The 22,261-nt window shown below is 67.1% G+C and carries 16 protein-coding genes and 3 rRNA genes; 8 read left to right on the forward strand and 11 right to left on the reverse strand.

Going from position 1 to position 22,261, the window contains the following annotated elements:
* Positions 1 to 77 precede the first annotated feature (77 nt).
* The 4 genes from rrf to EDD92_RS11720 form a co-directional block, all read right to left on the reverse strand.
* Positions 78 to 194 (reverse strand): 5S ribosomal RNA (rrf, locus tag EDD92_RS11700).
* A gap of 104 nt (positions 195 to 298) precedes the next feature.
* A 23S ribosomal RNA gene (locus EDD92_RS11705) occupies positions 299 to 3,421 on the reverse strand.
* A 306-nt stretch (positions 3,422 to 3,727) separates the two neighbouring features.
* A 16S ribosomal RNA gene (locus EDD92_RS11710) occupies positions 3,728 to 5,253 on the reverse strand.
* Together the 16S, 23S and 5S rRNA genes form the textbook arrangement of a ribosomal RNA operon.
* Before the next feature lie 498 nt (positions 5,254 to 5,751).
* Positions 5,752 to 6,393, reverse strand: coding sequence for a DNA-3-methyladenine glycosylase (locus EDD92_RS11720; RefSeq protein WP_123964243.1), 642 nt, complete (start codon positions 6,391 to 6,393; stop codon positions 5,752 to 5,754).
* A 137-nt stretch (positions 6,394 to 6,530) separates the two neighbouring features.
* On the opposite strand from EDD92_RS11720, the gene EDD92_RS11725 reads away from it, so the two are divergent.
* From EDD92_RS11725 to EDD92_RS11735, 3 genes are all read left to right on the forward strand, one after another.
* Positions 6,531 to 7,313: a sporulation protein gene (locus EDD92_RS11725; protein ID WP_123964244.1), complete on the forward strand. Its 783-nt coding sequence runs from the start codon at positions 6,531 to 6,533 to the stop codon at positions 7,311 to 7,313.
* Between the two features lie 42 nt (positions 7,314 to 7,355).
* On the forward strand, positions 7,356 to 7,895 hold the full coding sequence (locus tag EDD92_RS11730) for a YbhB/YbcL family Raf kinase inhibitor-like protein (protein ID WP_123964245.1): 540 nt from the start codon (positions 7,356 to 7,358) through the stop codon (positions 7,893 to 7,895).
* 144 nt (positions 7,896 to 8,039) lie between these two features.
* On the forward strand, positions 8,040 to 8,546 hold the full coding sequence (locus EDD92_RS11735; protein WP_123964246.1) for an HNH endonuclease: 507 nt from the start codon (positions 8,040 to 8,042) through the stop codon (positions 8,544 to 8,546).
* A 63-nt stretch (positions 8,547 to 8,609) separates the two neighbouring features.
* Here the strand turns inward: EDD92_RS11735 and EDD92_RS11740 are convergent, their stop codons facing one another.
* The 3 genes from EDD92_RS11740 to EDD92_RS11750 form a co-directional block, all read right to left on the reverse strand.
* Positions 8,610 to 9,551, reverse strand: a complete 942-nt coding sequence (locus tag EDD92_RS11740; RefSeq protein ID WP_123964247.1) for an SPFH domain-containing protein — start codon at positions 9,549 to 9,551, stop codon at positions 8,610 to 8,612.
* Positions 9,552 to 9,682: 131 nt separating this feature from the next.
* Complete coding sequence (locus EDD92_RS11745; protein WP_030947802.1) at positions 9,683 to 10,114, reverse strand: NfeD family protein; 432 nt, start codon at positions 10,112 to 10,114, stop codon at positions 9,683 to 9,685.
* A gap of 94 nt (positions 10,115 to 10,208) precedes the next feature.
* Positions 10,209 to 11,000, reverse strand: coding sequence for an ABC transporter ATP-binding protein (locus EDD92_RS11750; RefSeq protein WP_030947805.1), 792 nt, complete (start codon positions 10,998 to 11,000; stop codon positions 10,209 to 10,211).
* A gap of 140 nt (positions 11,001 to 11,140) precedes the next feature.
* On the opposite strand from EDD92_RS11750, the gene EDD92_RS11755 reads away from it, so the two are divergent.
* Positions 11,141 to 11,929, forward strand: coding sequence for a hypothetical protein (locus EDD92_RS11755; protein ID WP_123964248.1), 789 nt, complete (start codon positions 11,141 to 11,143; stop codon positions 11,927 to 11,929).
* 235 nt (positions 11,930 to 12,164) lie between these two features.
* Here the strand turns inward: EDD92_RS11755 and EDD92_RS11760 are convergent, their stop codons facing one another.
* The 3 genes from EDD92_RS11760 to EDD92_RS11770 form a co-directional block, all read right to left on the reverse strand.
* Positions 12,165 to 12,410, reverse strand: coding sequence for a chaplin (locus EDD92_RS11760; RefSeq protein WP_030947810.1), 246 nt, complete (start codon positions 12,408 to 12,410; stop codon positions 12,165 to 12,167).
* Positions 12,411 to 12,579: 169 nt separating this feature from the next.
* A complete protein-coding gene (locus tag EDD92_RS11765; RefSeq protein WP_123964249.1) occupies positions 12,580 to 13,221 on the reverse strand; it encodes a response regulator transcription factor in 642 nt (213 codons plus the stop codon).
* Positions 13,214 to 14,392, reverse strand: a complete 1,179-nt coding sequence (locus EDD92_RS11770) for a GAF domain-containing sensor histidine kinase (RefSeq protein ID WP_123964250.1) — start codon at positions 14,390 to 14,392, stop codon at positions 13,214 to 13,216. The genes EDD92_RS11765 and EDD92_RS11770 overlap by 8 nt, the downstream gene beginning before the upstream one ends.
* A 225-nt stretch (positions 14,393 to 14,617) precedes the next feature.
* Here EDD92_RS11770 and EDD92_RS11775 point away from each other — a divergent pair, with 225 nt between their 5' ends.
* The 3 genes from EDD92_RS11775 to EDD92_RS11785 all read left to right on the forward strand — a co-directional run bounded on the left by EDD92_RS11775 (position 14,618) and on the right by EDD92_RS11785 (position 17,441).
* Positions 14,618 to 15,316, forward strand: coding sequence for an SDR family oxidoreductase (locus tag EDD92_RS11775; protein WP_123964251.1), 699 nt, complete (start codon positions 14,618 to 14,620; stop codon positions 15,314 to 15,316).
* Positions 15,313 to 16,356, forward strand: coding sequence for an S-adenosylmethionine:tRNA ribosyltransferase-isomerase (locus tag EDD92_RS11780; protein ID WP_123964252.1), 1,044 nt, complete (start codon positions 15,313 to 15,315; stop codon positions 16,354 to 16,356). The genes EDD92_RS11775 and EDD92_RS11780 overlap by 4 nt, the downstream gene beginning before the upstream one ends.
* A gap of 341 nt (positions 16,357 to 16,697) precedes the next feature.
* Positions 16,698 to 17,441 (forward strand): transglycosylase SLT domain-containing protein, encoded by a 744-nt coding sequence (locus EDD92_RS11785; protein WP_123964253.1) that lies wholly within the window; start codon positions 16,698 to 16,700, stop codon positions 17,439 to 17,441.
* Between the two features lie 107 nt (positions 17,442 to 17,548).
* Here EDD92_RS11785 and EDD92_RS11790 read toward each other — a convergent pair whose 3' ends face one another.
* The gene (locus tag EDD92_RS11790; protein ID WP_123964254.1) at positions 17,549 to 20,068 is read right to left on the reverse strand and encodes an FHA domain-containing protein; all 2,520 of its coding nucleotides are present in this window, start codon (positions 20,066 to 20,068) and stop codon (positions 17,549 to 17,551) included.
* A gap of 253 nt (positions 20,069 to 20,321) precedes the next feature.
* Between EDD92_RS11790 and EDD92_RS11795 the strand changes: the two genes are divergently transcribed.
* Positions 20,322 to 22,196, forward strand: a complete 1,875-nt coding sequence (locus EDD92_RS11795; RefSeq protein ID WP_123964255.1) for a streptophobe family protein — start codon at positions 20,322 to 20,324, stop codon at positions 22,194 to 22,196.
* Positions 22,197 to 22,261 lie beyond the last annotated feature (65 nt).

Below are 22,261 nucleotides of genomic sequence, written 5' to 3' on the forward strand. Positions count from 1 at the left end.
GGTACCGCAAGCATTGTAAAAACAAAAGGACCCCTGGTCCCAGCTGAACGCTGGGACCAGGGGTCCTTCCAAAGATTGTTCGGCGGCGTCCTACTCTCCCACAGGGTCCCCCCTGCAGTACCATCGGCGCTGTAAGGCTTAGCTTCCGGGTTCGGAATGTAACCGGGCGTTTCCCTCACGCTATAACCACCGAAACCCTAATGGTTTCGAGCGAACAAGCACACTTTTCTGTTATGCGTTCTGCTCAAAGCCGGCAACGGTCGTTGCCTCAGAACTAACACAGTGGACGCGAGCAACTGAGGACAAGCCCTCGGCCTATTAGTACCGGTCACCTCCACACCTTGCGGTGCTTCCAGATCCGGCCTATCAACCCAGTCGTCTACTGGGAGCCTTACCCCATCAAGTGGGTGGGAGTCCTCATCTCGAAGCAGGCTTCCCGCTTAGATGCTTTCAGCGGTTATCCCTCCCGAACGTAGCCAACCAGCCATGCCCTTGGCAGGACAACTGGCACACCAGAGGTTCGTCCGTCCCGGTCCTCTCGTACTAGGGACAGCCCTTCTCAAGACTCCTGCGCGCACAGCGGATAGGGACCGAACTGTCTCACGACGTTCTAAACCCAGCTCGCGTACCGCTTTAATGGGCGAACAGCCCAACCCTTGGGACCGACTCCAGCCCCAGGATGCGACGAGCCGACATCGAGGTGCCAAACCATCCCGTCGATATGGACTCTTGGGGAAGATCAGCCTGTTATCCCCGGGGTACCTTTTATCCGTTGAGCGACGGCGCTTCCACAAGCCACCGCCGGATCACTAGTCCCGACTTTCGTCCCTGCTCGACCCGTCGGTCTCACAGTCAAGCTCCCTTGTGCACTTACACTCAACACCTGATTGCCAACCAGGCTGAGGGAACCTTTGGGCGCCTCCGTTACTCTTTAGGAGGCAACCGCCCCAGTTAAACTACCCATCAGACACTGTCCCTGATCCGGATCACGGACCCAGGTTAGACATCCAGCACGACCAGACTGGTATTTCAACGACGACTCCACCTGAACTGGCGTCCAAGCTTCACAGTCTCCCAGCTATCCTACACAAGCCGAACCGAACACCAATATCAAACTGTAGTAAAGGTCCCGGGGTCTTTCCGTCCTGCTGCGCGAAACGAGCATCTTTACTCGTAGTGCAATTTCACCGGGCCTATGGTTGAGACAGTCGAGAAGTCGTTACGCCATTCGTGCAGGTCGGAACTTACCCGACAAGGAATTTCGCTACCTTAGGATGGTTATAGTTACCACCGCCGTTTACTGGCGCTTAAGTTCTCAGCTTCGCCCCACCGAAATGGAGCTAACCGGTCCCCTTAACGTTCCAGCACCGGGCAGGCGTCAGTCCGTATACATCGCCTTACGGCTTCGCACGGACCTGTGTTTTTAGTAAACAGTCGCTTCTCGCTGGTCTCTGCGGCCACCCCCAGCTCAGGACGTAAAGCCCATCACCAGGTGTGGCCCCCCTTCTCCCGAAGTTACGGGGGCATTTTGCCGAGTTCCTTAACCATAGTTCACCCGAACGCCTCGGTATTCTCTACCTGACCACCTGAGTCGGTTTAGGGTACGGGCCGCCATGAAACTCGCTAGAGGCTTTTCTCGACAGCATAGGATCATCCACTTCACCACAATCGGCTCGGCATCAGGTCTCACCCCATATGAGTGGCGGATTTGCCTACCACTCGGGCTACACCCTTACCCCGGGACAACCACCGCCCGGGCTGGACTACCTTCCTGCGTCACCCCATCACTCACCTACTACAGGTCTGGTCCGTCGGCTCCACCACTCCCCTTTGCCCGAAGGCTCCGGGGCGGCTTCACGGACTTAGCATCGCCTGGTTCGATGTTTGACGCTTCACAGCGGGTACCGGAATATCAACCGGTTATCCATCGACTACGCCTGTCGGCCTCGCCTTAGGTCCCGACTTACCCTGGGCAGATCAGCTTGACCCAGGAACCCTTAGTCAATCGGCGCACACGTTTCTCACGTGTGAATCGCTACTCATGCCTGCATTCTCACTCGTGAACCGTCCACAACTGCCTTCCGGCGCTGCTTCACCCGGCACACGACGCTCCCCTACCCATCACAGCCTCCGTTGGGAGTATTACTGCAATGACACGACTTCGGCGGTACGCTTGAGCCCCGCTACATTGTCGGCGCGGAATCACTAGACCAGTGAGCTATTACGCACTCTTTCAAGGGTGGCTGCTTCTAAGCCAACCTCCTGGTTGTCTGTGCGACTCCACATCCTTTCCCACTTAGCGTACGCTTAGGGGCCTTAGTCGATGCTCTGGGCTGTTTCCCTCTCGACCATGGAGCTTATCCCCCACAGTCTCACTGCCGCGCTCTCACTTACCGGCATTCGGAGTTTGGCTAAGGTCAGTAACCCGGTAGGGCCCATCGCCTATCCAGTGCTCTACCTCCGGCAAGAAACACACGACGCTGCACCTAAATGCATTTCGGGGAGAACCAGCTATCACGGAGTTTGATTGGCCTTTCACCCCTAACCACAGGTCATCCCCCAGGTTTTCAACCCTGGTGGGTTCGGTCCTCCACGAAGTCTTACCTCCGCTTCAACCTGCCCATGGCTAGATCACTCCGCTTCGGGTCTTGAGCGTGCTACTAAAACGCCCTATTCGGACTCGCTTTCGCTACGGCTACCCCACCCGGGTTAACCTCGCAACACACCGCAAACTCGCAGGCTCATTCTTCAAAAGGCACGCAGTCACGAGACACCAAGCAAGCTTGATGTCCGACGCTCCCACGGCTTGTAGGCACACGGTTTCAGGTACTATTTCACTCCGCTCCCGCGGTACTTTTCACCATTCCCTCACGGTACTATCCGCTATCGGTCACCAGGGAATATTTAGGCTTAGCGGGTGGTCCCGCCAGATTCACACGGGATTTCTCGGGCCCCGTGCTACTTGGGTGTCTCTCCAACGAGCCGCTGACGTTTCGACTACGGGGGTCTTACCCTCTACGCCGGACCTTTCGCATGTCCTTCGCCTACATCAACGGTTTCTGACTCGTCCTGTCGCCGGCAGACGACAGAAGAGAGATCCCACAACCCCCACGACGCAACCCCTGCCGGGTCTCACACGTCGTAGGTTTGGCCTCATCCGGTTTCGCTCGCCACTACTCCCGGAATCACGGTTGTTTTCTCTTCCTGCGGGTACTGAGATGTTTCACTTCCCCGCGTTCCCTCCACTTGCCCTATGTGTTCAGGCAAGGGTGACAGCCCATGACGACTGCCGGGTTTCCCCATTCGGACACCCCCGGATCAAAGCCTGGTTGACGACTCCCCGGGGCCTATCGTGGCCTCCCACGTCCTTCATCGGTTCCTGGTGCCAAGGCATCCACCGTGCGCCCTTAAAAACTTGGCCACAGATGCTCGCGTCCACTGTGCAGTTCTCAAACAACGACCAGCCACCCATCACCCCCAACCAAAAGCTGGAGTTCACTGGGGCCGGCATCGAGGGGGTTCATTCCCTCAGACACCCAACAGCGTGCCCGGCACTCCCGCCACTCGTGATCAGCGTTCCACGCTCCGAAGAGCAGTACTGGCAGCCCGAGATGACTGAAAGTGCCGAATAATCAACGTTCCACCCATGAGCAACCACCGTCGGACGTTTGCCGACGTAATGGCCCTGGACCACCAGGACATGCCCGGCGGCCTAGATGCTCCTTAGAAAGGAGGTGATCCAGCCGCACCTTCCGGTACGGCTACCTTGTTACGACTTCGTCCCAATCGCCAGTCCCACCTTCGACAGCTCCCTCCCACAAGGGGTTGGGCCACCGGCTTCGGGTGTTACCGACTTTCGTGACGTGACGGGCGGTGTGTACAAGGCCCGGGAACGTATTCACCGCAGCACTGCTGATCTGCGATTACTAGCAACTCCGACTTCATGGGGTCGAGTTGCAGACCCCAATCCGAACTGAGACCGGCTTTTTGAGATTCGCTCCACCTCACGGTATCGCAGCTCATTGTACCGGCCATTGTAGCACGTGTGCAGCCCAAGACATAAGGGGCATGATGACTTGACGTCGTCCCCACCTTCCTCCGAGTTGACCCCGGCGGTCTCCCGTGAGTCCCCATCACCCCGAAGGGCATGCTGGCAACACGGGACAAGGGTTGCGCTCGTTGCGGGACTTAACCCAACATCTCACGACACGAGCTGACGACAGCCATGCACCACCTGTACACCGACCACAAGGGGGCACCCATCTCTGGATGTTTCCGGTGTATGTCAAGCCTTGGTAAGGTTCTTCGCGTTGCGTCGAATTAAGCCACATGCTCCGCTGCTTGTGCGGGCCCCCGTCAATTCCTTTGAGTTTTAGCCTTGCGGCCGTACTCCCCAGGCGGGGAACTTAATGCGTTAGCTGCGGCACCGACGACGTGGAATGTCGCCAACACCTAGTTCCCACCGTTTACGGCGTGGACTACCAGGGTATCTAATCCTGTTCGCTCCCCACGCTTTCGCTCCTCAGCGTCAGTAATGGCCCAGAGATCCGCCTTCGCCACCGGTGTTCCTCCTGATATCTGCGCATTTCACCGCTACACCAGGAATTCCGATCTCCCCTACCACACTCTAGCCTGCCCGTATCGAATGCAGACCCGGGGTTAAGCCCCGGGCTTTCACACCCGACGTGACAAGCCGCCTACGAGCTCTTTACGCCCAATAATTCCGGACAACGCTTGCGCCCTACGTATTACCGCGGCTGCTGGCACGTAGTTAGCCGGCGCTTCTTCTGCAGGTACCGTCACTTGCGCTTCTTCCCTGCTGAAAGAGGTTTACAACCCGAAGGCCGTCATCCCTCACGCGGCGTCGCTGCATCAGGCTTTCGCCCATTGTGCAATATTCCCCACTGCTGCCTCCCGTAGGAGTCTGGGCCGTGTCTCAGTCCCAGTGTGGCCGGTCGCCCTCTCAGGCCGGCTACCCGTCGTCGCCTTGGTGAGCCGTTACCTCACCAACAAGCTGATAGGCCGCGGGCTCATCCTTCACCGCCGGAGCTTTACAACCCGGGAGATGCCTCCCAGGCTCATATCCGGTATTAGACCCCGTTTCCAGGGCTTGTCCCAGAGTGAAGGGCAGATTGCCCACGTGTTACTCACCCGTTCGCCACTAATCCACCCCGAAGGGCTTCATCGTTCGACTTGCATGTGTTAAGCACGCCGCCAGCGTTCGTCCTGAGCCAGGATCAAACTCTCCGTGAATGTTTACCCGTAATCGGGTGCACACATCACGAGAGCGGAACAGCCAGGCGGAATAAGCCCGGCCGTTCACAGCGTCCTCGCTGTGTTTTTTTCAAAGGAACCTCGCCCCGGCCATGACGGCCGAGAACGGGGTATCAACATATCTGGCGTTGATTTTTGGCACGCTGTTGAGTTCTCAAGGAACGGACGCTTCCTTTGTACTCACCCTCTCGGGCTTTCCTCCGGGCAGTTTCCCTTCGGTCTTGCGTTTCCGACTCTATCAGATCCTTTCGGGCCTGATTCCCTGTCGGCGGGGCCTTTCGACATTCACTACGTTAACCGATTCCCCCGGCAAACTCATAATCGAGTTCCGCGAGTCCGAATTCGGGCATGCGGGCACGCCGAATTCGACCCCGTCGAGGGGTGATCGTAGGTAGTGGTTTGGTCGCTTCCGGCTGCTGGCGATTGCCGTACCCGGTTCAGCGGCTCGGGCTACATTACGCACCTTCCAGGGGTGCGTCAACTTGAGCGGCGCCGCGGGACGTGGGCCCTATAAGGGCTCACCGTCGGGTCGTCGGCGATCCAGAAGCGCCACGGATGCACGCCCCCGTCACCTGCCACGCCGGTGCGTGGACCGTTGCGTACCTGGTCGAGGGCGACGGCGGTGCCCGTCAGGATCCGCAAGGGGGTGTCGCCCAGGGCGCACGCGTCCGTGCCGTCAAGATCGCGGGCCACGTCCAGCGCTGTGGCCAGGCGTGCGGGCCCTTTGGCCAGTTCCTTGTCGTTTCGGGCCGAGAGTCGACGTTTACGGGCGAGCTCGGCGCCCTCGACGACCTCGCCGGCCCGGAGCAGGACCGCGCTCGCCTTTCCTTCGGGGCCGCACACCAGGTTCATGCAGAACCACATGCCGTAGGTGAAGTAGACGTATACGTGCCCGGGCGGACCGAACATCACGCCGTTTCGGGCCGTGCGGCCGCGATAGGCGTGGGAGCCGGGGTCGTTCGGGCCGTCGTAGGCCTCGACCTCTGTGAGGCGCACGGCGATCGGACCGTCCGGTGTCGTACGCACGAGGACGCGGCCCAGGAGGTCGGGGGCGACTTCCAGGACGGGGCGATCGAAGAACTCCCTGGGGAGTGGCGTACGGTCCGGTGGCGCGATCATGGAGCACGAGCCTAGTCCAGACGGGTGGAGACCAAGGGGTGGTCAAGGTTCCCTCTCCTTGCCAGGGTGTGGGGCGGAACCGGCCGTACCCGGATCGCGTTTGTAGGGATCAAGGGTCCACACGTATAGGGAGAGACATGGCGTTCAAGAAGCTGCTCGCGAGCCTGGGTGCCGGCGGGGCTTCGGTCGAGACGGTGCTGACCGAGGTCAACGTCGTTCCGGGCGGCGTCGTCCAGGGTGAGGTCCGGATCCAGGGCGGGTCCGTGAACCAGGAGATCGAGGGCCTGTCCGTGGGGCTGCAGGCCAAGGTCGAGGTCGAGAGCGGCGACGAGGAGTACAAGCAGAACATCGAGTTCACCAAGGTGCAGCTCGGTGGCGCCTTCGAGCTGCAGGCCGGGGCCGTGCACGCGGTGCCGTTCGGGCTCGAGATCCCGTGGGAGACGCCGGTCACGATGATCGACGGGCAGGCGCTGCGCGGGATGAACATCGGGGTGACCACGGAGCTGGCGATCGCGCGGGCCATCGACTCCGGTGACCTGGACCCGATCAATGTGCACCCGCTGCCGGCACAGAAGGCGATCCTGGACGCGTTCATCCAGCTGGGCTTCCGCTTCAAGAACGCGGACATGGAGCGCGGACACATCCGGGGGACGCGCCAGAAGCTGCCGTTCTACCAGGAGATCGAGTTCTTCCCGCCGTCCCAGTACCGCGGGCTGAACCAGGTCGAGTTGAGCTTTGTGGCCGACGAGCACGCCATGGACGTCATCCTGGAGATGGACAAGAAGCCCGGTCTGTTCAGCGAGGGCAGTGACACGTTCCGGTCGTTCCAGGTGGGTCTGCACGACTTCCACGGGACCGACTGGGCGGCGTACCTCAACCAGTGGCTGTCCGAGGTCGGCAGCAAGCGCAACTGGTTCTAGGCTCGGAACTGCTGATTCCGTCATCGATCAGGAGGTACCGAGGTGACCGAGCTCAAGCGGCGGCCGCTCCCCCATGACTTCCATCCGCCCGTGCCGTCGTTCACGGTCACGAGCGAGGATGTCCAGGAGGGCGCCACGCTCAAGGACGCTCAGGTCTACGCGGCCGACAACACCTCGCCGCAGCTGCGGTGGGAGGGCTTCCCTGCCGAGACCAAGAGCTTCGCCGTGACCTGCTACGACCCGGACGCCCCTACGGGCAGCGGGTTCTGGCACTGGACCGTGTTCGACATCCCGGCCTCGGTGACCGAGCTGCCGGCGGGTGCGGGCAGCGGCAAGTTCGAGGGGCTGCCCGAGGGTGCCGTGCAGGTGCGCAACGACTACGGCAGCAAGGACTTCGGCGGGGCTGCTCCGCCGCCCGGGGACGGGCCGCACCGGTATGTGTTCACGGTGTACGCCGTGGATCAGGAGAAGTTGGGCCCGGATTCCGATGCCTCTCCCGCCGTCATCGGTTTCAATCTGCGGTTCCACGCGATCGCGCGTGCCCAGCTGATCGGTGAGTACGAGGTACCCGCCGAAGACTGACGTTCATGGAACGTTTGCCCGCCTCTGGTCTTGGAATTGATCAGGGGCGGGCAGTTTTTATTGCGTTGTCCATCTCGGCGTGCCCGGCCAGAGTTGATCCAAGCCCGCCAGGGGGTGGGCCGGTGCGCATGGGAGGTGGGCTGGATGCGGGACACGCTGGTGCTGAACGCGAGCTTTGAGCCGCTGTCGACGGTGACTTTGAATCGAGCCGTCGTTCTGGTGCTGCAGGACAAGGCCGTTGTCGAGCAGGCCCACCCCGAGCTGCGCATGCGTGGAGCCGCGGTCGACATACCCGTGCCCCGGGTGATCCGGCTGTGCCGGTACGTAAGGGTGCCGTTCCGAAGACAAGCTCCGTGGTCGAGGCGGGGTGTGCTGGTCAGGGACCGGCACCGGTGCGCGTACTGCGGCCGCCGGGCGACCACTGTGGACCATGTGGTGCCGCGGGCGCAGGGTGGTCAGGACTCGTGGCTGAATACGGTGGCCTCGTGCGCGGAGGACAACCACCGCAAGGCGGACCGGACTCCGGAGCAGGCGGGTATGCCGTTGCTGCGGCAGCCGTTCGAGCCGACGCCGCAGGACGCGATGCTGCTGACGCTGGGCAGTGACGAGTTCGAGGCGTTGCCGGACTGGCTGGCCCAGCCTGCCGCCTAGACCGTACGCAGAACTTGGGGCTCACCTCGGACGGAGGTGAGCCCCGGTGTCGTACAGGACGCGTCAGTCGATCGACGGCTTCTCTCGGCGTTCCGGGGCCTTCTCCGAGCCGCCGCCTGAATTGCCGCCGAACGGGCCGAAGTTGCCCATTGCCCCGGAGAGGCCCTTGAGGGCGTCGCCGATCTCGCTGGGGACGATCCAGAGCTTGTTGGCGTCGCCCTCGGCGATCTTCGGGAGCATCTGGAGGTACTGGTAGCTGAGGAGCTTCTGGTCGGGGTCGCCGGCGTGGATGGACTCGAAGACCGTGCGGATCGCCTGGGCTTCGCCCTCGGCGCGCAGGGCGGCGGCCTTGGCCTCACCCTCGGCGCGCAGGATCTGGGACTGCTTCTCACCTTCGGCGGTGAGGATGGCGGCCTGGCGCGTACCTTCGGCGGTGAGGATCGCGGCGCGCTTGTCACGGTCGGCGCGCATCTGCTTCTCCATCGAGTCCTGGATGGAGGTGGGCGGTTCGATGGCCTTGAGCTCGACGCGGTTGACGCGGATGCCCCACTTGCCGGTGGCCTCGTCGAGGACGCCGCGCAGGGCCGCGTTGATCTCCTCACGGGATGTCAGGGTCCGCTCGAGGTCCATGCCACCGATGATGTTGCGGAGCGTGGTGACGGTGAGCTGCTCGATCGCCTGGATGTAGCTGGCGACTTCGTACGTCGCGGCCCGGGCGTCGGTCACCTGGTAGTAGATGACCGTGTCGATGTTGACGACCAGGTTGTCCTGGGTGATCACCGGTTGCGGCGGGAACGGCACGACCTGCTCGCGGAGGTCGATGCGGTTGCGGATCGTGTCGATGAACGGGACCACGATGTTGAGGCCCGCGTTGAGTGTCCGCGTGTAGCGGCCGAAGCGCTCGACGATGGCGGCGCTGGCCTGTGGGATGACTTGGATTGTCCTGATCAGGGCGATGAAGACCAACACCACCAGAATGATCAGGACGATGATGACCGGTTCCATCGTCGTTCCCCGTACCCTTCTCCGCCTCGGCGCTTTCGGAAGATCTTATGGTTGTTGAAGATCTTGCTGGTCGAGTCTGTCAGACCGTCGCACAACTCGTGGGCTGTTCGGTTCAGTTGAGTCCTACGAGGTCAGATGACGATCGCGGTGGCTCCTTCGATCTCCACGACATCCACTTCCTGCCCCACTTCGTAGGCGCTGCCGGCGTCGAGCGAGCGCGCCGACCAGACCTCGCCGGCCAGCTTGATCCGCCCTCCGGAGCCGTCGACGCGCTCGAGCACGACGGCCTGCCTGCCCTTCAACGCCTCGACTCCCGTGGCGAGTTGGGGGCGCTGCGCGCTGTGCCGGACCGCGATGGGACGTACGACGGCAATGAGGGCGACCGAGACGACGACGAAGGCGAGCACCTGGGCCACTGAACCGAAGCCCACTCCGGCCATGACGGCGGCGGCCACGGCGCCCACGGCGAGCATGCCGAACTCCGGCATCGCGGTCACCACGAGCGGGATTCCGAGCGCAGCCGCGCCGACGAGCCACCACACCCATGCGTCGATGTCGTTCACATGGTCATGGTAGGACCGCGGGTCCTGCCTCCGACAGGGCGCGATGTGGCTGGGACGGGCTTCTTACCCGTGTTTTCGCGCGGGCTTCACACCGTCAGGACAGCGGCAGGCCCTGAGCGGTCCAGCGGTCGCCGACCTGTTCGACGACGAGCGGGAGGCCGAAGCAGAGGGAAAGGTTGCGGGAGGTGAGTTCGAGCTCCAGCGGTCCGGCGGCGAGGACCTTGCCCTGGCGGATCATCAGGACGTGGGTGAAACCGGGGGCGATCTCCTCGACATGGTGGGTGACCATGATCATCGAGGGGGCGATCGGGTCGCGGGCGAGGCGGCCGAGGCGGCGGACCAGGTCCTCGCGGCCGCCGAGGTCGAGGCCGGCTGCGGGCTCGTCGAGGAGGAGGAGCTCGGGGTCGGTCATCAGCGCGCGGGCGATGAGGGTGCGCTTGCGCTCGCCCTCGGAGAGGGTGCCGAACTTGCGGTCCGCGTACTCGGTCATGCCGAGGCGGTCGAGGAAGGCGCGGGCGCGCTGCTCGTCGATGTCCTCGTAGTCCTCGTGCCAGCCGGCGGTCATGCCGTAGGCGGCGGTCAGGACGGTCTGCAGGACGGTCTGGCGCTTGGGGAGCTTGTCGGCCATGGCGATGCCGGCCATGCCGATGCGGGGGCGCAGCTCGAAGACGTCGACCTTGCCGAGGGTCTCGCCGAGGATGGTGGCGGTGCCGTTGCTGGGGAAGAGGTAGCTGGAGGCGACGTTCAGAAGGGTCGTCTTGCCGGCGCCGTTGGGGCCGAGGATGACCCAGCGCTCGCCTTCCTTGACCGACCAGGAGACCTGGTCCACCAGAGCCCGGCCCTCCCGGACCACGGATACGTCCTGAAGCTCCAGAACATCGCTCATGAGCGCGTTGTCTCCCCTTGCAGTGTGACCGGTCTCGGCGTCTCGGCTGTCGCGTGCGCGCTTTCGGGCGCAGCCCTCGATGAAATCTACGCCACCGGCCGCCCGGCCCATTCCATCGGTCCGGTCCTTAGGGTGGAGGCATGCTCTCGGAACCGCGTTCAGGACGCTTTGCCGCTTGGGGAAACGCCCTTTTGGCCGGACTTGTCTCGCCGGACGACGCTGTGCTGTCGATCGTCGGGGACGATGCCGTGCATCGCATGGAGGGGCTGCCCGGCGAGTCGGCGCCCGTCGGGCTCACGCTGGCGCTGGGCCGGCTGCGGGCGCTCGGCGCCACGGGATTGCGGGTCGCGCTGCCCGCGCCGGGGCATCCGCTGGGGCTGAGCGGGCCGCCGGAGTTCAATGCGCGGGCGATGGACGCCGAGGAGGCGGTGGTCTGTCATGGCGCCGCGTTCGGGTTGGTGCCGGAGGTGTACGAGGCCGGGCCCGACGGCGATGTGCACGTGGAGGTCGTGTGGCGCTGCCTGCCGGTGCGGGAGGCTCCGCCCGCGGATGTGCCCTCGCTGGGCGAGGCCGAGCGGGAGCTGGCGGAGGCGTTGCGGGAGGCGACGGAGGTTCTGTCGCGGCTGGACGTCGCCGGGTCGGGGCCGGTGGCGGAGGCGGCGATCGATGCGTACCGGGCGCGGGCCGAGCGGGGGCGGGAGGTGCTGGCGCCGGGTTATCCGCCGCGGGCGGTGCGGGTGCTGGAGCTGGCTCAGCGGGTGGGGCTGCTGATTTCCCTCGCCTACGGCAACGGGCAGGGGGGTGCGGTGAGTGCCGGCGAGATGGGGGCGCGGGCCGAGGCTCTGCGGCCGGTGGAGCGGACGGCTCGGCGGGCGCAGGTCGCCGCGTACAACTCCGTTGTGGAGGAGCGGGAGCGGGGGGTGCGGTGAACGTCGGCGTTTTGGTGGCCGGCGGTTGTCGTCGCGTCTGGGGGCTCTGCCCCCAGGCCCCCGTTTCGGCCTGAACGGCCTCGTCCTCAAACGCCGGACGGGCTGAAAGACAAACCCCGACCGGCGCTGCAAGGCGACTGCCCTCGAAAAGCCGTAAAGAGCAACTACCGTCACAAAAGACCGGCCTCCCGGGATGCCCGGGAGGCCGGAGGCAGTGCATGCCGTGTGGGCTGCGTCAGTGGTTGACGGCCAGGTTGCCGAAGGCGGGGTTCAGCACGCCGACGACGTTCACGCTGTTGCCCGAGACGTTCACCGGGACGTGCACCGGGGCCTGGACCACGTTGCCCGAGACGATGCCGGGCGAGCCCACGGCCGTCCCGTCGGCGTGCGCGCCGCCGGTGGCGGAGGCCATGCCGGCTCCAGCGGCGAGCAGACCGCCGGTCACCATCGTCACGGCCGCTGCCTTCTTCAGGTTCTTCACTTTCCAAGCCCTCCCTAGTGGTTGCCACGGCAATCGCCGCAGCACGCACTGAAGAACGGCGGAGATCCACGGAGGATGCGCCATCTGGGGGACATTCCCACGACGGTATGAATCTCAGCCCGGAAGGGAACCCTCCGTATTGCCGCGGCGTCCCGGCGCGCGGCGTGTTTCAGCCGGTCACGCCGTGGCGGACGGCCCACAGCGCCGCCTGGGTGCGGTCCGCCAGGTCGAGCTTCATCAGGATGTTCGAGACGTGGGTCTTCACGGTCTTCTCGGACAGGACGAGGGCGCGCGCGATCTCGCGGTTCGAGCGGCCGTCCGCTATCAGGCCCAGCACCTCGCGCTCCCGTTCCGTGAGCGAACCGCCCCGCCCCTGGCCCGAGTTGGCCTCCTCCTGGGACAGCAGGGCGCCGGCGACCTCGGGCTGGAGCAGGATGTGCCCGGCGTGGACGGAGCGGATGGCGCCGGCCAGGGCGTCCGGGTCCACGTCCTTGTAGACGTATCCGGCGGCCCCCGCGCGCAGGGCCGGGACCACCGTGCGCTGTTCCGTGAAGCTGGTGACGATCAGCACGCGCGCGGGGTTGTTCAGCTCGCGGAGCCTGCGCAGCGCGTCGACGCCGTCCATGCCGGGCATCTTGACGTCCATCAGCACCACGTCGGGCTGCAGTTCCTCGGCGCGGGCGACTCCTTCGGCGCCGTCGGCCGCCTCCCCCACGACCTCGATGTCGTCCTGCACCTCGAGGAACGTGCGCAGGCCACGGCGGACCACCTGGTGGTCGTCGACGAGCAGCACCTTGATTGCGTCAGCCACCGGGGACCTCCATCTCGATCGTGGTGCCCTTTCCGGGCGCCGATTCCACGGTCAGCACGCCGCCGACCCCGCTTGCGCGGTCACGCATGGACACCAGGCCCAGATGGCGTCCCGCGCGGCGTATCGACTTCGGGTCGAAGCCGCTGCCGTCGTCCGTGACGCGAAGGGCCGTCCCGCTGTCGCGCCGGGTCAGGGTCACGTCCACGTGCCGCGCCCCGGAGTGCCGCAGGGCGTTGTGCAGGGCCTCCTGGGCGACGCGCAGGACGGCCTCCTCCTGGGCGGCGGGCAGGGCGCGCACGCCGCGGCTGTCGAAGGTCACGCGCGCGCTGTGGGCGCGGTCGAGGACCTGGATCTGGGTGCGCAGGGTGGCGACCAGGCCGTCCTCGTCGAGGGCCGCGGGGCGCAGCTCCACGACGGCGGCGCGCAGTTCGTCGGCGGCCTCGGCGGCGAGCACGGCCACCTGCTGCGCCTCGCCCTTGGCGCGGGACGGGTCGCGGTCGACGAGGGCGGCGGCGGCCTGGGCGGTCAGGCGCAGGGAGAAGAGCTTCTGGCTGACCGCGTCGTGCAGCTCGTGGGCGAGGCGGGAGCGCTCCTCGGCGATGGTCAGCTCGCGGCTGCGCTCGTACAGGCGGGCGTTGGTGAGGGCGATCGCGGCGTGCTGGGCGAGGATGGCGAGCAGGTCCTCGTCCTCCTCGGTGAAGCCGCAGCTGCCTTCCGGTTTCGGGCACGGGGGGTGTGGGGGGTTTCCCCCCACAGGGCGCAGCTTGTTCGCGAGGAACAGCGCGCCGATGACCTCGTCGCCGTCCCTGATGGGCAGTCCCAGGAAGTCGGACATGTCGGGGTGGGCGGATGGCCAGCCCTCGAAGCGGGGGTCCTTGCGGACGTCGGCGAGGCGCTCGATCTTCGCTTCCTGCAGCATCGCGGCGAGGATGCCGTGCTGGCGCGGGAGCGGGCCGATGGCCTTCCACTGCGCGTCGCTCACGCCGTCGACCACGAACTGGGCGAAGCCGCCGTGATCGTCGGGGACGCCGAGGGCGGCGTACTGCGCGTCGAGCAGTTCGCGGGCCGAGGCGACGATCGTCTTGAGGACGTCGCGCACCTCGAGATGCCTGCTCATGGCCAGCAGCGCGGAACTCACCGCGGTGAGGCCGGACCGGGGGCCGTGACTCATGCCCTCAAGGTACCGGCGGGGTGTGACAACGCGGATCGGACCTGTGACGGCGCGGCCTGCGCCGGTGGGCCTAGGCCGGGCGGACTAGGTCCGGGGTCCCGGACGGGCGGCTTAGTCCGAAGGGCCCCGGCTTGTTGCGGCCCGCGTCCGAGGCGGGGCGGGCGGCGCGGTTCCTACGTTGAGGTCACCGCCGATCGACGGGCGGGCGAGACGAGGGGACGTGTCATGCCGGTAGCGATCATCACGGGGGCTTCGAAGGGGCTGGGGCGGGCGCTGGCCGAGGCCCTGGCCGCGCGCGGCTGGGATCTGGTGCTCGACGCAAGGACGGAGAGGGTTCTCACCGAGGCGGCGGCGGCCGTGTCCGCGTACGGCACGCGCGTGAGCGCCGTCCCCGGGGACGTCACGGACGTCGGCCACCGGGCCGAGCTGGTGGCGGCCGCGGGGAAGCTGGGCGGCATCGATCTGCTGGTGAACAACGCGAGCGCGCTGGGCGCCGAGCCGCTCGTACGGCTGGAGGAGCTGTCTCTTGAGGGGTTCGGGCAGGCGCTGGAGGTGAACGTGGTGGCCGCGCTGGGCCTGGTCCAGGAGGCGCTGCCGCTGCTGCGGGCGTCCGAGGCCGGCACGGTGATCGCGGTCAGCTCGGACGCGGCCGCCGAGGCCTATGAGACGTGGGGTGGGTACGGCGCCTCGAAGGCGGCCCTCGACCATCTCGCGGCGGTGCTCGCCGAGGAGGAGCCCGCGCTGCGGGTCTGGGCGGTCGACCCCGGGGACATGGCCACGGACCTGTATGCGGCGGCCGTACCGGACGACGGTGATCCGCGGCCGGCACCGGCGAGTGTGGTGCCGGCGTTCCTGCGGCTGCTGGACGAGCGGCCGGTGAGCGGCCGGTATGCGGCTCCGGCGCTGCTGGAGGGGCAGCGATGACGGTGGCGGTGCACGTACCGGAGGAACTCTCGGCCCGGGTCCCTGTCGAGCAGCGCGGGGCGGGGCTCGACCGGGATGCCGTACGGCTGCTCGTGTCGCGCGGCTGCGAGGTGTCGCACCATGCGTTCGTGGAGCTGCCGCGGCTGCTGCGGGCCGGGGACCTGCTTGTCGTGAACACCTCGCCCACGCTGGCCGCCGCCGTGGACGGGCGGGTCGGGCACGCGCGCGTGGTGGTGCACTTCTCCACGCGCGGGGACGACGGGCGGTGGGCGGTCGAGCTGCGGGATCCGGACGGGAAGGGCGCCACGCGCGCGCGTGCGGGAGGACCCGCGGGCTTGGAGGTGCGGCTGCCCGGCGGCGTGCGGCTGGTCCTGGAGGAGCCACTGAGCGCGCGCGGCGACCGGTTGTGGTGGGCGCGGGTGTCGGGGGCAGGGGTGCTCGGGCTGCTGCGGGAGCACGGGCGGCCCATTCGCTACTCCTATACGGAGCGGGACCAGCCGCTGTCGGTGTACCAGACGGTGTTCGCGCTGCCGTCCGCCGACGGGACGGGCAGTGCGGAGATGCCGAGTGCGGCGCGGCCCTTCACGGCGCGGCTGGTGGCGGAGCTGGTGAGCCGGGGTGTGCAGTTCGCACCGATCACTCTGCACACGGGGGTGGCCTCGGCGGAGGCGCACGAGCCGCCGTATCCGGAGCGGTTCTCGGTGCCGGAGGCTTCGGCGCGGCTGATCAATGCCGTCCAGGCGGGCGACGGACGGGTGGTCGCGGTCGGGACGACGGCCGTGCGGGCCGTTGAGTCGGCGGCGGGGCCGGACGGCGTCGTACGCGCGCGTGAAGGGTGGACGGATCTCGTGGTCGCCCCGGAACGCGGGGTGCGGGTGGTGGACGGGCTGCTGACCGGGCTGCACGAGCCGGAGGCCTCGCATCTGCTGATGCTGGAGGCGATCGCCGGGCGGGCCGCGATCGACCGCAGCTACGAGGAGGCGCTGCGCGGGCTCTACCTGTGGCACGAGTTCGGGGACGTCCACCTCATCCTCCCGTAGGAGGCCCCTCACGCAGTGCATTGCTCAAGCAACTCATGGTGAGACCGTTGCGGCGACGATGTGAGCCCGCGCATAGGGCGCAGATCACCTACGAAGGACGATAGGAGACAGACCCTCCCCTCATGAGCGGGGCGAACGTTCCAGTCTGTCCGTTTTTGCCCTTACCCGATCCACTACCGGGGATCGTACGTCACACCTTTGCCACAACATTTTGCGGCCGCTAAGAATGGCTGTCGTCGCTCAGCGCCGCGGGTTCCCCCCGCGGCGTTTGTGCGGGAAGGACCCGTGTCCCCCGCCGGACGTAGAGCGACCTCCGCGCTATTCGAAGAGGTCCGTCTGCCATGCTCAAGAACACCAACATTCGCCGTCTCAGTCGCTCGCTGACCCGTCACCAGAAGGTCGCGATGGCCGGTGTCGCCACCCTCGGTGCCGCCGCTCTCGCGTTCTCCGCGGTGCCCAGCAACGCCGAGACGACCACGAACGAGGCCACCGTCTCGACGGCCAAGGTGGAGTACGGCTCCGACCAGATCAAGGACGTCAAGGCCAGCGTCACCGACCAGCTCGCCGGTGCCAGCCTGAAGGCCGAGGCCATCAAGGCCAAGGCTGAGGCCAAGGCCAAGAAGAAGGCCGCCGCCGAGGCCGCAGCGAAGAAGGCGGCCGCCGCGGCCGCCGCCAAGAAGAAGGCCGAGGCCGCGCGCAAGGCGAAGGAGGCCGCGAGCCGGTCCGCCCAGCGTGCCGCGATCAAGCCGGTCGCCAAGACCTACGCGAACAACCTCGACGGCTGGATCAAGAACGCGCTCGACATCATGCAGTCCAAGGGCATACCGGGCAGCTACAACGGCCTGTACCGCAACATCATGCGGGAGTCCTCGGGCAACCCGAACGCCATCAACGACTGGGACATCAACGCCATCAACGGCATCCCGTCGAAGGGCCTGCTGCAGGTCATCCCGCCGACCTTCAGCGCCTACCACGTGGCCGGCACGTCCTGGAACATCTACGACCCGGTCGCCAACATCACCGCCGCCGCCAACTACGCGGCCGACAAGTACGGCTCGATCGACAACGTCAACAGCGCGTACTGAGGTCGGCGCGGACCTCTGCACGTGAACGCCGAAGGGCGGCACCCCTTGCTGGGTGCCGCCCTTCGCGCCGTACGAGAACGCCCTGCGAGAGCGTCGTAGGACTGCGACTACTTGCGCATGACCTCCGGCTCGTGGCGGCGCAGGAAGCGGGCCACGAAGAACGCGCAGATCACACCGAGCGCGATCAGGGCGATCATGTCCATGCTCCAGGCGCCCACGGTGTGCTCCCAGAGTGGGTCGTTGGGCTTGCCCTTGCCGGGCGGGCTGATCCTGTTGAAGTCGAGCGTGGCGCCCGCGGCGGCGACGGCCCAGCGGGACGGCATCAGGTACGAGAACTGGTTGACGCCGATCGCGCCGTTCAGGGCGAAGAGGCAGCCCGTGAAGACGACCTGGACGATCGCGAACATGACCAGCAGGGGCATGGTCTTCTCGGATGTCTTCACCAGCGCGGAGATGATCAGGCCGAACATCATCGAGGTGAAGCCCAGGGCCATGATCGGGATGGTGAGCTCGAGCAGCGGGAGATTCTTGAGAACCAGGCCCTCCGTCGGGATGGTCCGGCTGGCGAAGCCGATCATGCCGACCATCAGCCCCTGCAGCACCGTGATGAAGCCGAGCACGAAGACCTTGGACATCAGGTACGCGGAGCGGGACAGACCGGTCGCGCGCTCCCGCTCGTAGATGACCCGTTCCTTGATCAGCTCACGGACGGAGTTCGCGGCGCCGGCGAAGCAGGCGCCGACCGCGAGGATCAGCAGGACCGTGGTGGCCGTGCCGTTCGGGACCGGCTGCTGGGTCGTCGGGTTGATCTCCGTGTTGACCAGCAGGTCCTTGCCCGAGTCGATGAGCAGGCTCACCGAGCCGAGGACGAGCGGGAGGATCACCGTCAGGGCGAGGAAGCCCTTGTCGGAGGCGATGACGGAGACATAGCGGCGCACCAGGGTGCCGAACTGGCTCATCCAGCCCTGTGGCTTCGGCGGCTTCATCGCCTGCATCGGAGGCATCTGTACGGACTGTGGTGCAACGGCGTCGATGTCCGCGGCGTACATCTGGTAGTGCTGCGAGCCCTTCCAGCGCCCCGCCCAGTCGTAGTCGCGGTAGTTCTCGAAGGCGGAGAAGACGTCGGCCCAGGTGTCGTAGCCGAAGAAGTTCAGCGCCTCCTCCGGCGGGCCGAAGTAGGCGACCGCGCCGCCCGGGGCCATCACCAGGAGCTTGTCGCACAGCGCCAGCTCGGCCACGGAGTGGGTGACGACGAGGACCGTACGGCCGTCGTCGGCGAGGCCGCGCAGCAGCTGCATGACGTCGCGGTCCATGCCCGGGTCGAGGCCCGAGGTCGGCTCGTCCAGGAAGATCAGCGACGGCTTGGTGAGCAGCTCCAGGGCCACCGAGACGCGCTTGCGCTGGCCGCCGGAGAGGGAGGTGACCTTCTTCTCCTTGTGGATGTCCAGCTTCAGCTCGCGCAGCACCTCGTCTATGCGGGCCTCGCGCTCGGCGCCCGTGGTGTCGGACGGGAAGCGGAGCTTGGCCGCGTACTTGAGGGCCTTCTTGACGGTCAGTTCCTTGTGCAGGATGTCGTCCTGCGGGACCAGACCGATGCGCTGGCGCAGCTCGGCGAACTGCTTGTACAGGTTGCGGTTGTCGTAGAGGACGTCGCCCTGGTTGGCGGGGCGGTAGCCGGTCAGGGCCTTGAGCAGGGTCGACTTGCCCGAGCCGGACGGGCCGATGACCGCGATCAGGGACTTCTCCGGGACGCCGAAGGAGACGTCCTTGAGGATCTGCTTGCCGCCGTCGACCGTGACGGTCAGGTGGCGGGCCGAGAAGGAGACCTCGCCGGTGTCGACGAACTCCTCGAGGTGGTCGCCGACGATCCGGAACGTGGAGTGGCCGACGCCGACGATGTCGGTCGGGCCGAGCAGCGCCGAGCCGCCCTTGGGGATCGGCTGGCCGTTGACGTAGGTGCCGTTGTGCGAGCCGAGGTCGCGGATCTCCATGCGGCCGTCGGGCGTCGAGTGGAACTCGGCGTGGTTCCGGGAGACCTGCAGGTCGGAGACGACCAGCTCGTTCTCCAGGGCACGGCCGATGCGCATCACGCGGCCGATGGAGAACTGGTGGAACGTGGTGGGGCTGCGGTCGCCGTAGACCGGCGGCGCCCCCGCGCCACCACCGGGGCCCTGCTGCTGCGGGATCGGCGCGGCTGCCTGCTGCGGTGCGGCCTGCTGCGGCTGCTGCCAGCCGGGCTGCGGGGCCTGCTGCTGCGGCGGTGTCTGCTGGGCCCAGCCGGGGCCCGCGCCCTGGGCGGCGTACGGCTGCTGCTGGGGCTGCGCGACGGCGGCCGCCGCGCCGGTGACGTTGACCAGCGGGCCGTCGGTCGCGTTGCCGAGGTGCACCGCGGAGCCGGGGCCGATCTCCATGTGATGGATCCGCTGCCCCTGCACGAACGTGCCGTTGGTGGAGCCCTGGTCCTCGATGACCCAACTGCGGCCGCCCCAGCTGATCGTGGCGTGACGCCAGGACACTCTGGCGTCGTCGAGCACGATGTCCCCCTGCGGATCGCGTCCGAGGGTGTACGGCCTGGACGGGTCGAGCGTCCAGGTACGTCCATTCAATTCCAGTACGAGTTCCGGCACTCCATGCCCCACTGAGTAGTCCCCCGAGTTACCCCCAACACAGGGAGTCTAGGGATGTCGAACATCGTCGGGAACTATTTCAGGCTCGCCCCCCTGACCGAAAGTCGGGCCTTGCGAACCACCACGCACATACGCATCGGCTGGTTCCGTTGACGGGGTTGAAACCGCCCCGGAGAGTGGTAATCCACGCGAGGGGGACATGCGCGGCCACCGTGCCGCTACGCGGATCGGGGGGTCTGCCATGAGCGCGTCCATGAGCACGTCGTCGAGTGCCGAGTCCGTCAGGAGTGCCACGAGGGTGCCGTGGGGGGACGTTCTGCTGTCCGCGATCGCCTCTGTGAGCTGGGCGTTGATCGGGATGGCGGGCACGGCGGCGCTCGGCCTGCATCTGCTGGAGGCTGACGCGTCGGGCTCGCTCGGGCCGATGACCGCGGCGGTGGTGGCACTTGGGGCGGGTGGTTCGGTCACACCGTCCGGGGACGTCTCCGCGTTCGGCCTGAAAGGGGCTCAGGCGCATACGGCCGTCACGATCACGCCATTGGGGGTGAGCCTGGTCGGCGCACTCCTGCTCTCCTGGTTCTTCCTACGGTCCTTGCGGGCGGCGGGAGTTGTGATCGCACCGGCCGAACTCCTCGCGCGCGCGGGCGCGGTGGTCGCGCTGTTCGTGGCGACGCTGGGCGGGCTGGCCTGGGCGGGGCACGACGTCATCACGATCGACGGCGGCTCGCTGGGGCTCGACAAGCTGCCCGGCGGAGGCGGCGGGGGCGGAGGCGGCGTCGACATCCCCGGTCTCGGCGACATCGGGAACATCGGCGGGCTGCTGCCCGACAACATCGGCAACCTCATCCAGGCGAAGGCGGCGGTCGGCTTCACCGTCGACACGGCGCCCACGCTGCTGGGCGGGCTCGGCTGGTCGGCGGGCATCCTGCTGATCGCCCTGCTGGCCTCGCGCCGCACTCCCCTGCCACGCGGCTGGGAGGCCGTGCACCGGGTCGTACGGCCGGCGGCGTCGGCGATCGTCACGGTGATGCTGGTGGCGGTGGCGGCGGGCCTCGCGGCGGGGGCGTATGCGGCGATCGGCGACGACCATCCCAAGCGGATCTTCGGGGCCGCGCTGCTGGGCGCGCCCAACGGCACCTGGCTGGGCATCCCCATCGGCCTGTTCGTGCCGTTCGACGGCAGGGCGACGGGCGTACTGACCAGGTTCCTGCCGCATCCGCTGGACGGCCTGCTCACGGCGAAGACCGACCGGTCGGTGACGCTGGGGCGGCTGGCGGACCTGGACGGGCGGGTGTGGCTGCTGGGGGTGGCGGCGGCCGTGATGATGCTGCTGGCGGGGGTACTGGCCGCGGTGCGGACGCCGGTGGTGGCCGGGGCTTCGCCGGCTGCGGGTCCTTCGGGCGTACGAGGTCCGGGGGCCCTCGGGTTCGCCGGGCTCTGTGCGGTGCGGCTGGGGGTCGGGACGGCGCTGACGTTGCCGCTGCTCGCGTGGCTGACGGAGGTGTCGGTGGACGCCTCGCTGTCGGTGCTGGGCTTCGATGCGTTCGGCGCCGGGATCGAGCTGCACGGGCACCTCGGCATGGCGCTGCTGCTGGGCGCCCTGTGGGGCGCGGGAGCGGGGGCTGCCGGGGCGCTGCTGGCGTGGGCGACCGGCGCGGCGGGGCGGCGGGCGGCGCCGTTGGCGCTGAGCGGCGGGGTCGCGGGGGTGCCGGCCGGGGATGCCGGGTATCAGCAGTACGTGCCCGAAGCCGGGGGCGCGTCGGGGCCGTACACGCCCAGTACGCCGTACCGGGCGCCCAACCCCACCACCAATCCGTATCTGCAGCTGCCGGACGAGCTGCGGGAGCCGGAGGACGCGCGGCCGCAGGACGGGGCCCGGCAGGGTCCGCCGGGTGCCCCCGGTCGCGGACGGCCGCCCGCCGACGCCCAGGACCCCGGCGGCTCACCACCGCCCGCTACCGGCAACAGCGACATGTATGGCGCACCGACGGTGGTCCGCCCGATGGGCAGCCCGCCGCCCCGGACACCGCGGCCCCGACGCGGGAACCGGCCGAAGCCCGGTCCGAACGAGGGCCCGCCCCCACCGCCCCCACCACCTCCTCCGGGGAGGCCGAGGGACGACCGCTGAACCGCACGCGCCGGCCGGCGCCGAAACGGGCCGTCCGGCGCGCGTGCCGCTCGCGGCGACCGCCG

It is taken from the genome of Streptomyces sp. TLI_185 (genome assembly GCF_003814765.1).
Taxonomy (GTDB): domain Bacteria; phylum Actinomycetota; class Actinomycetes; order Streptomycetales; family Streptomycetaceae; genus Streptomyces.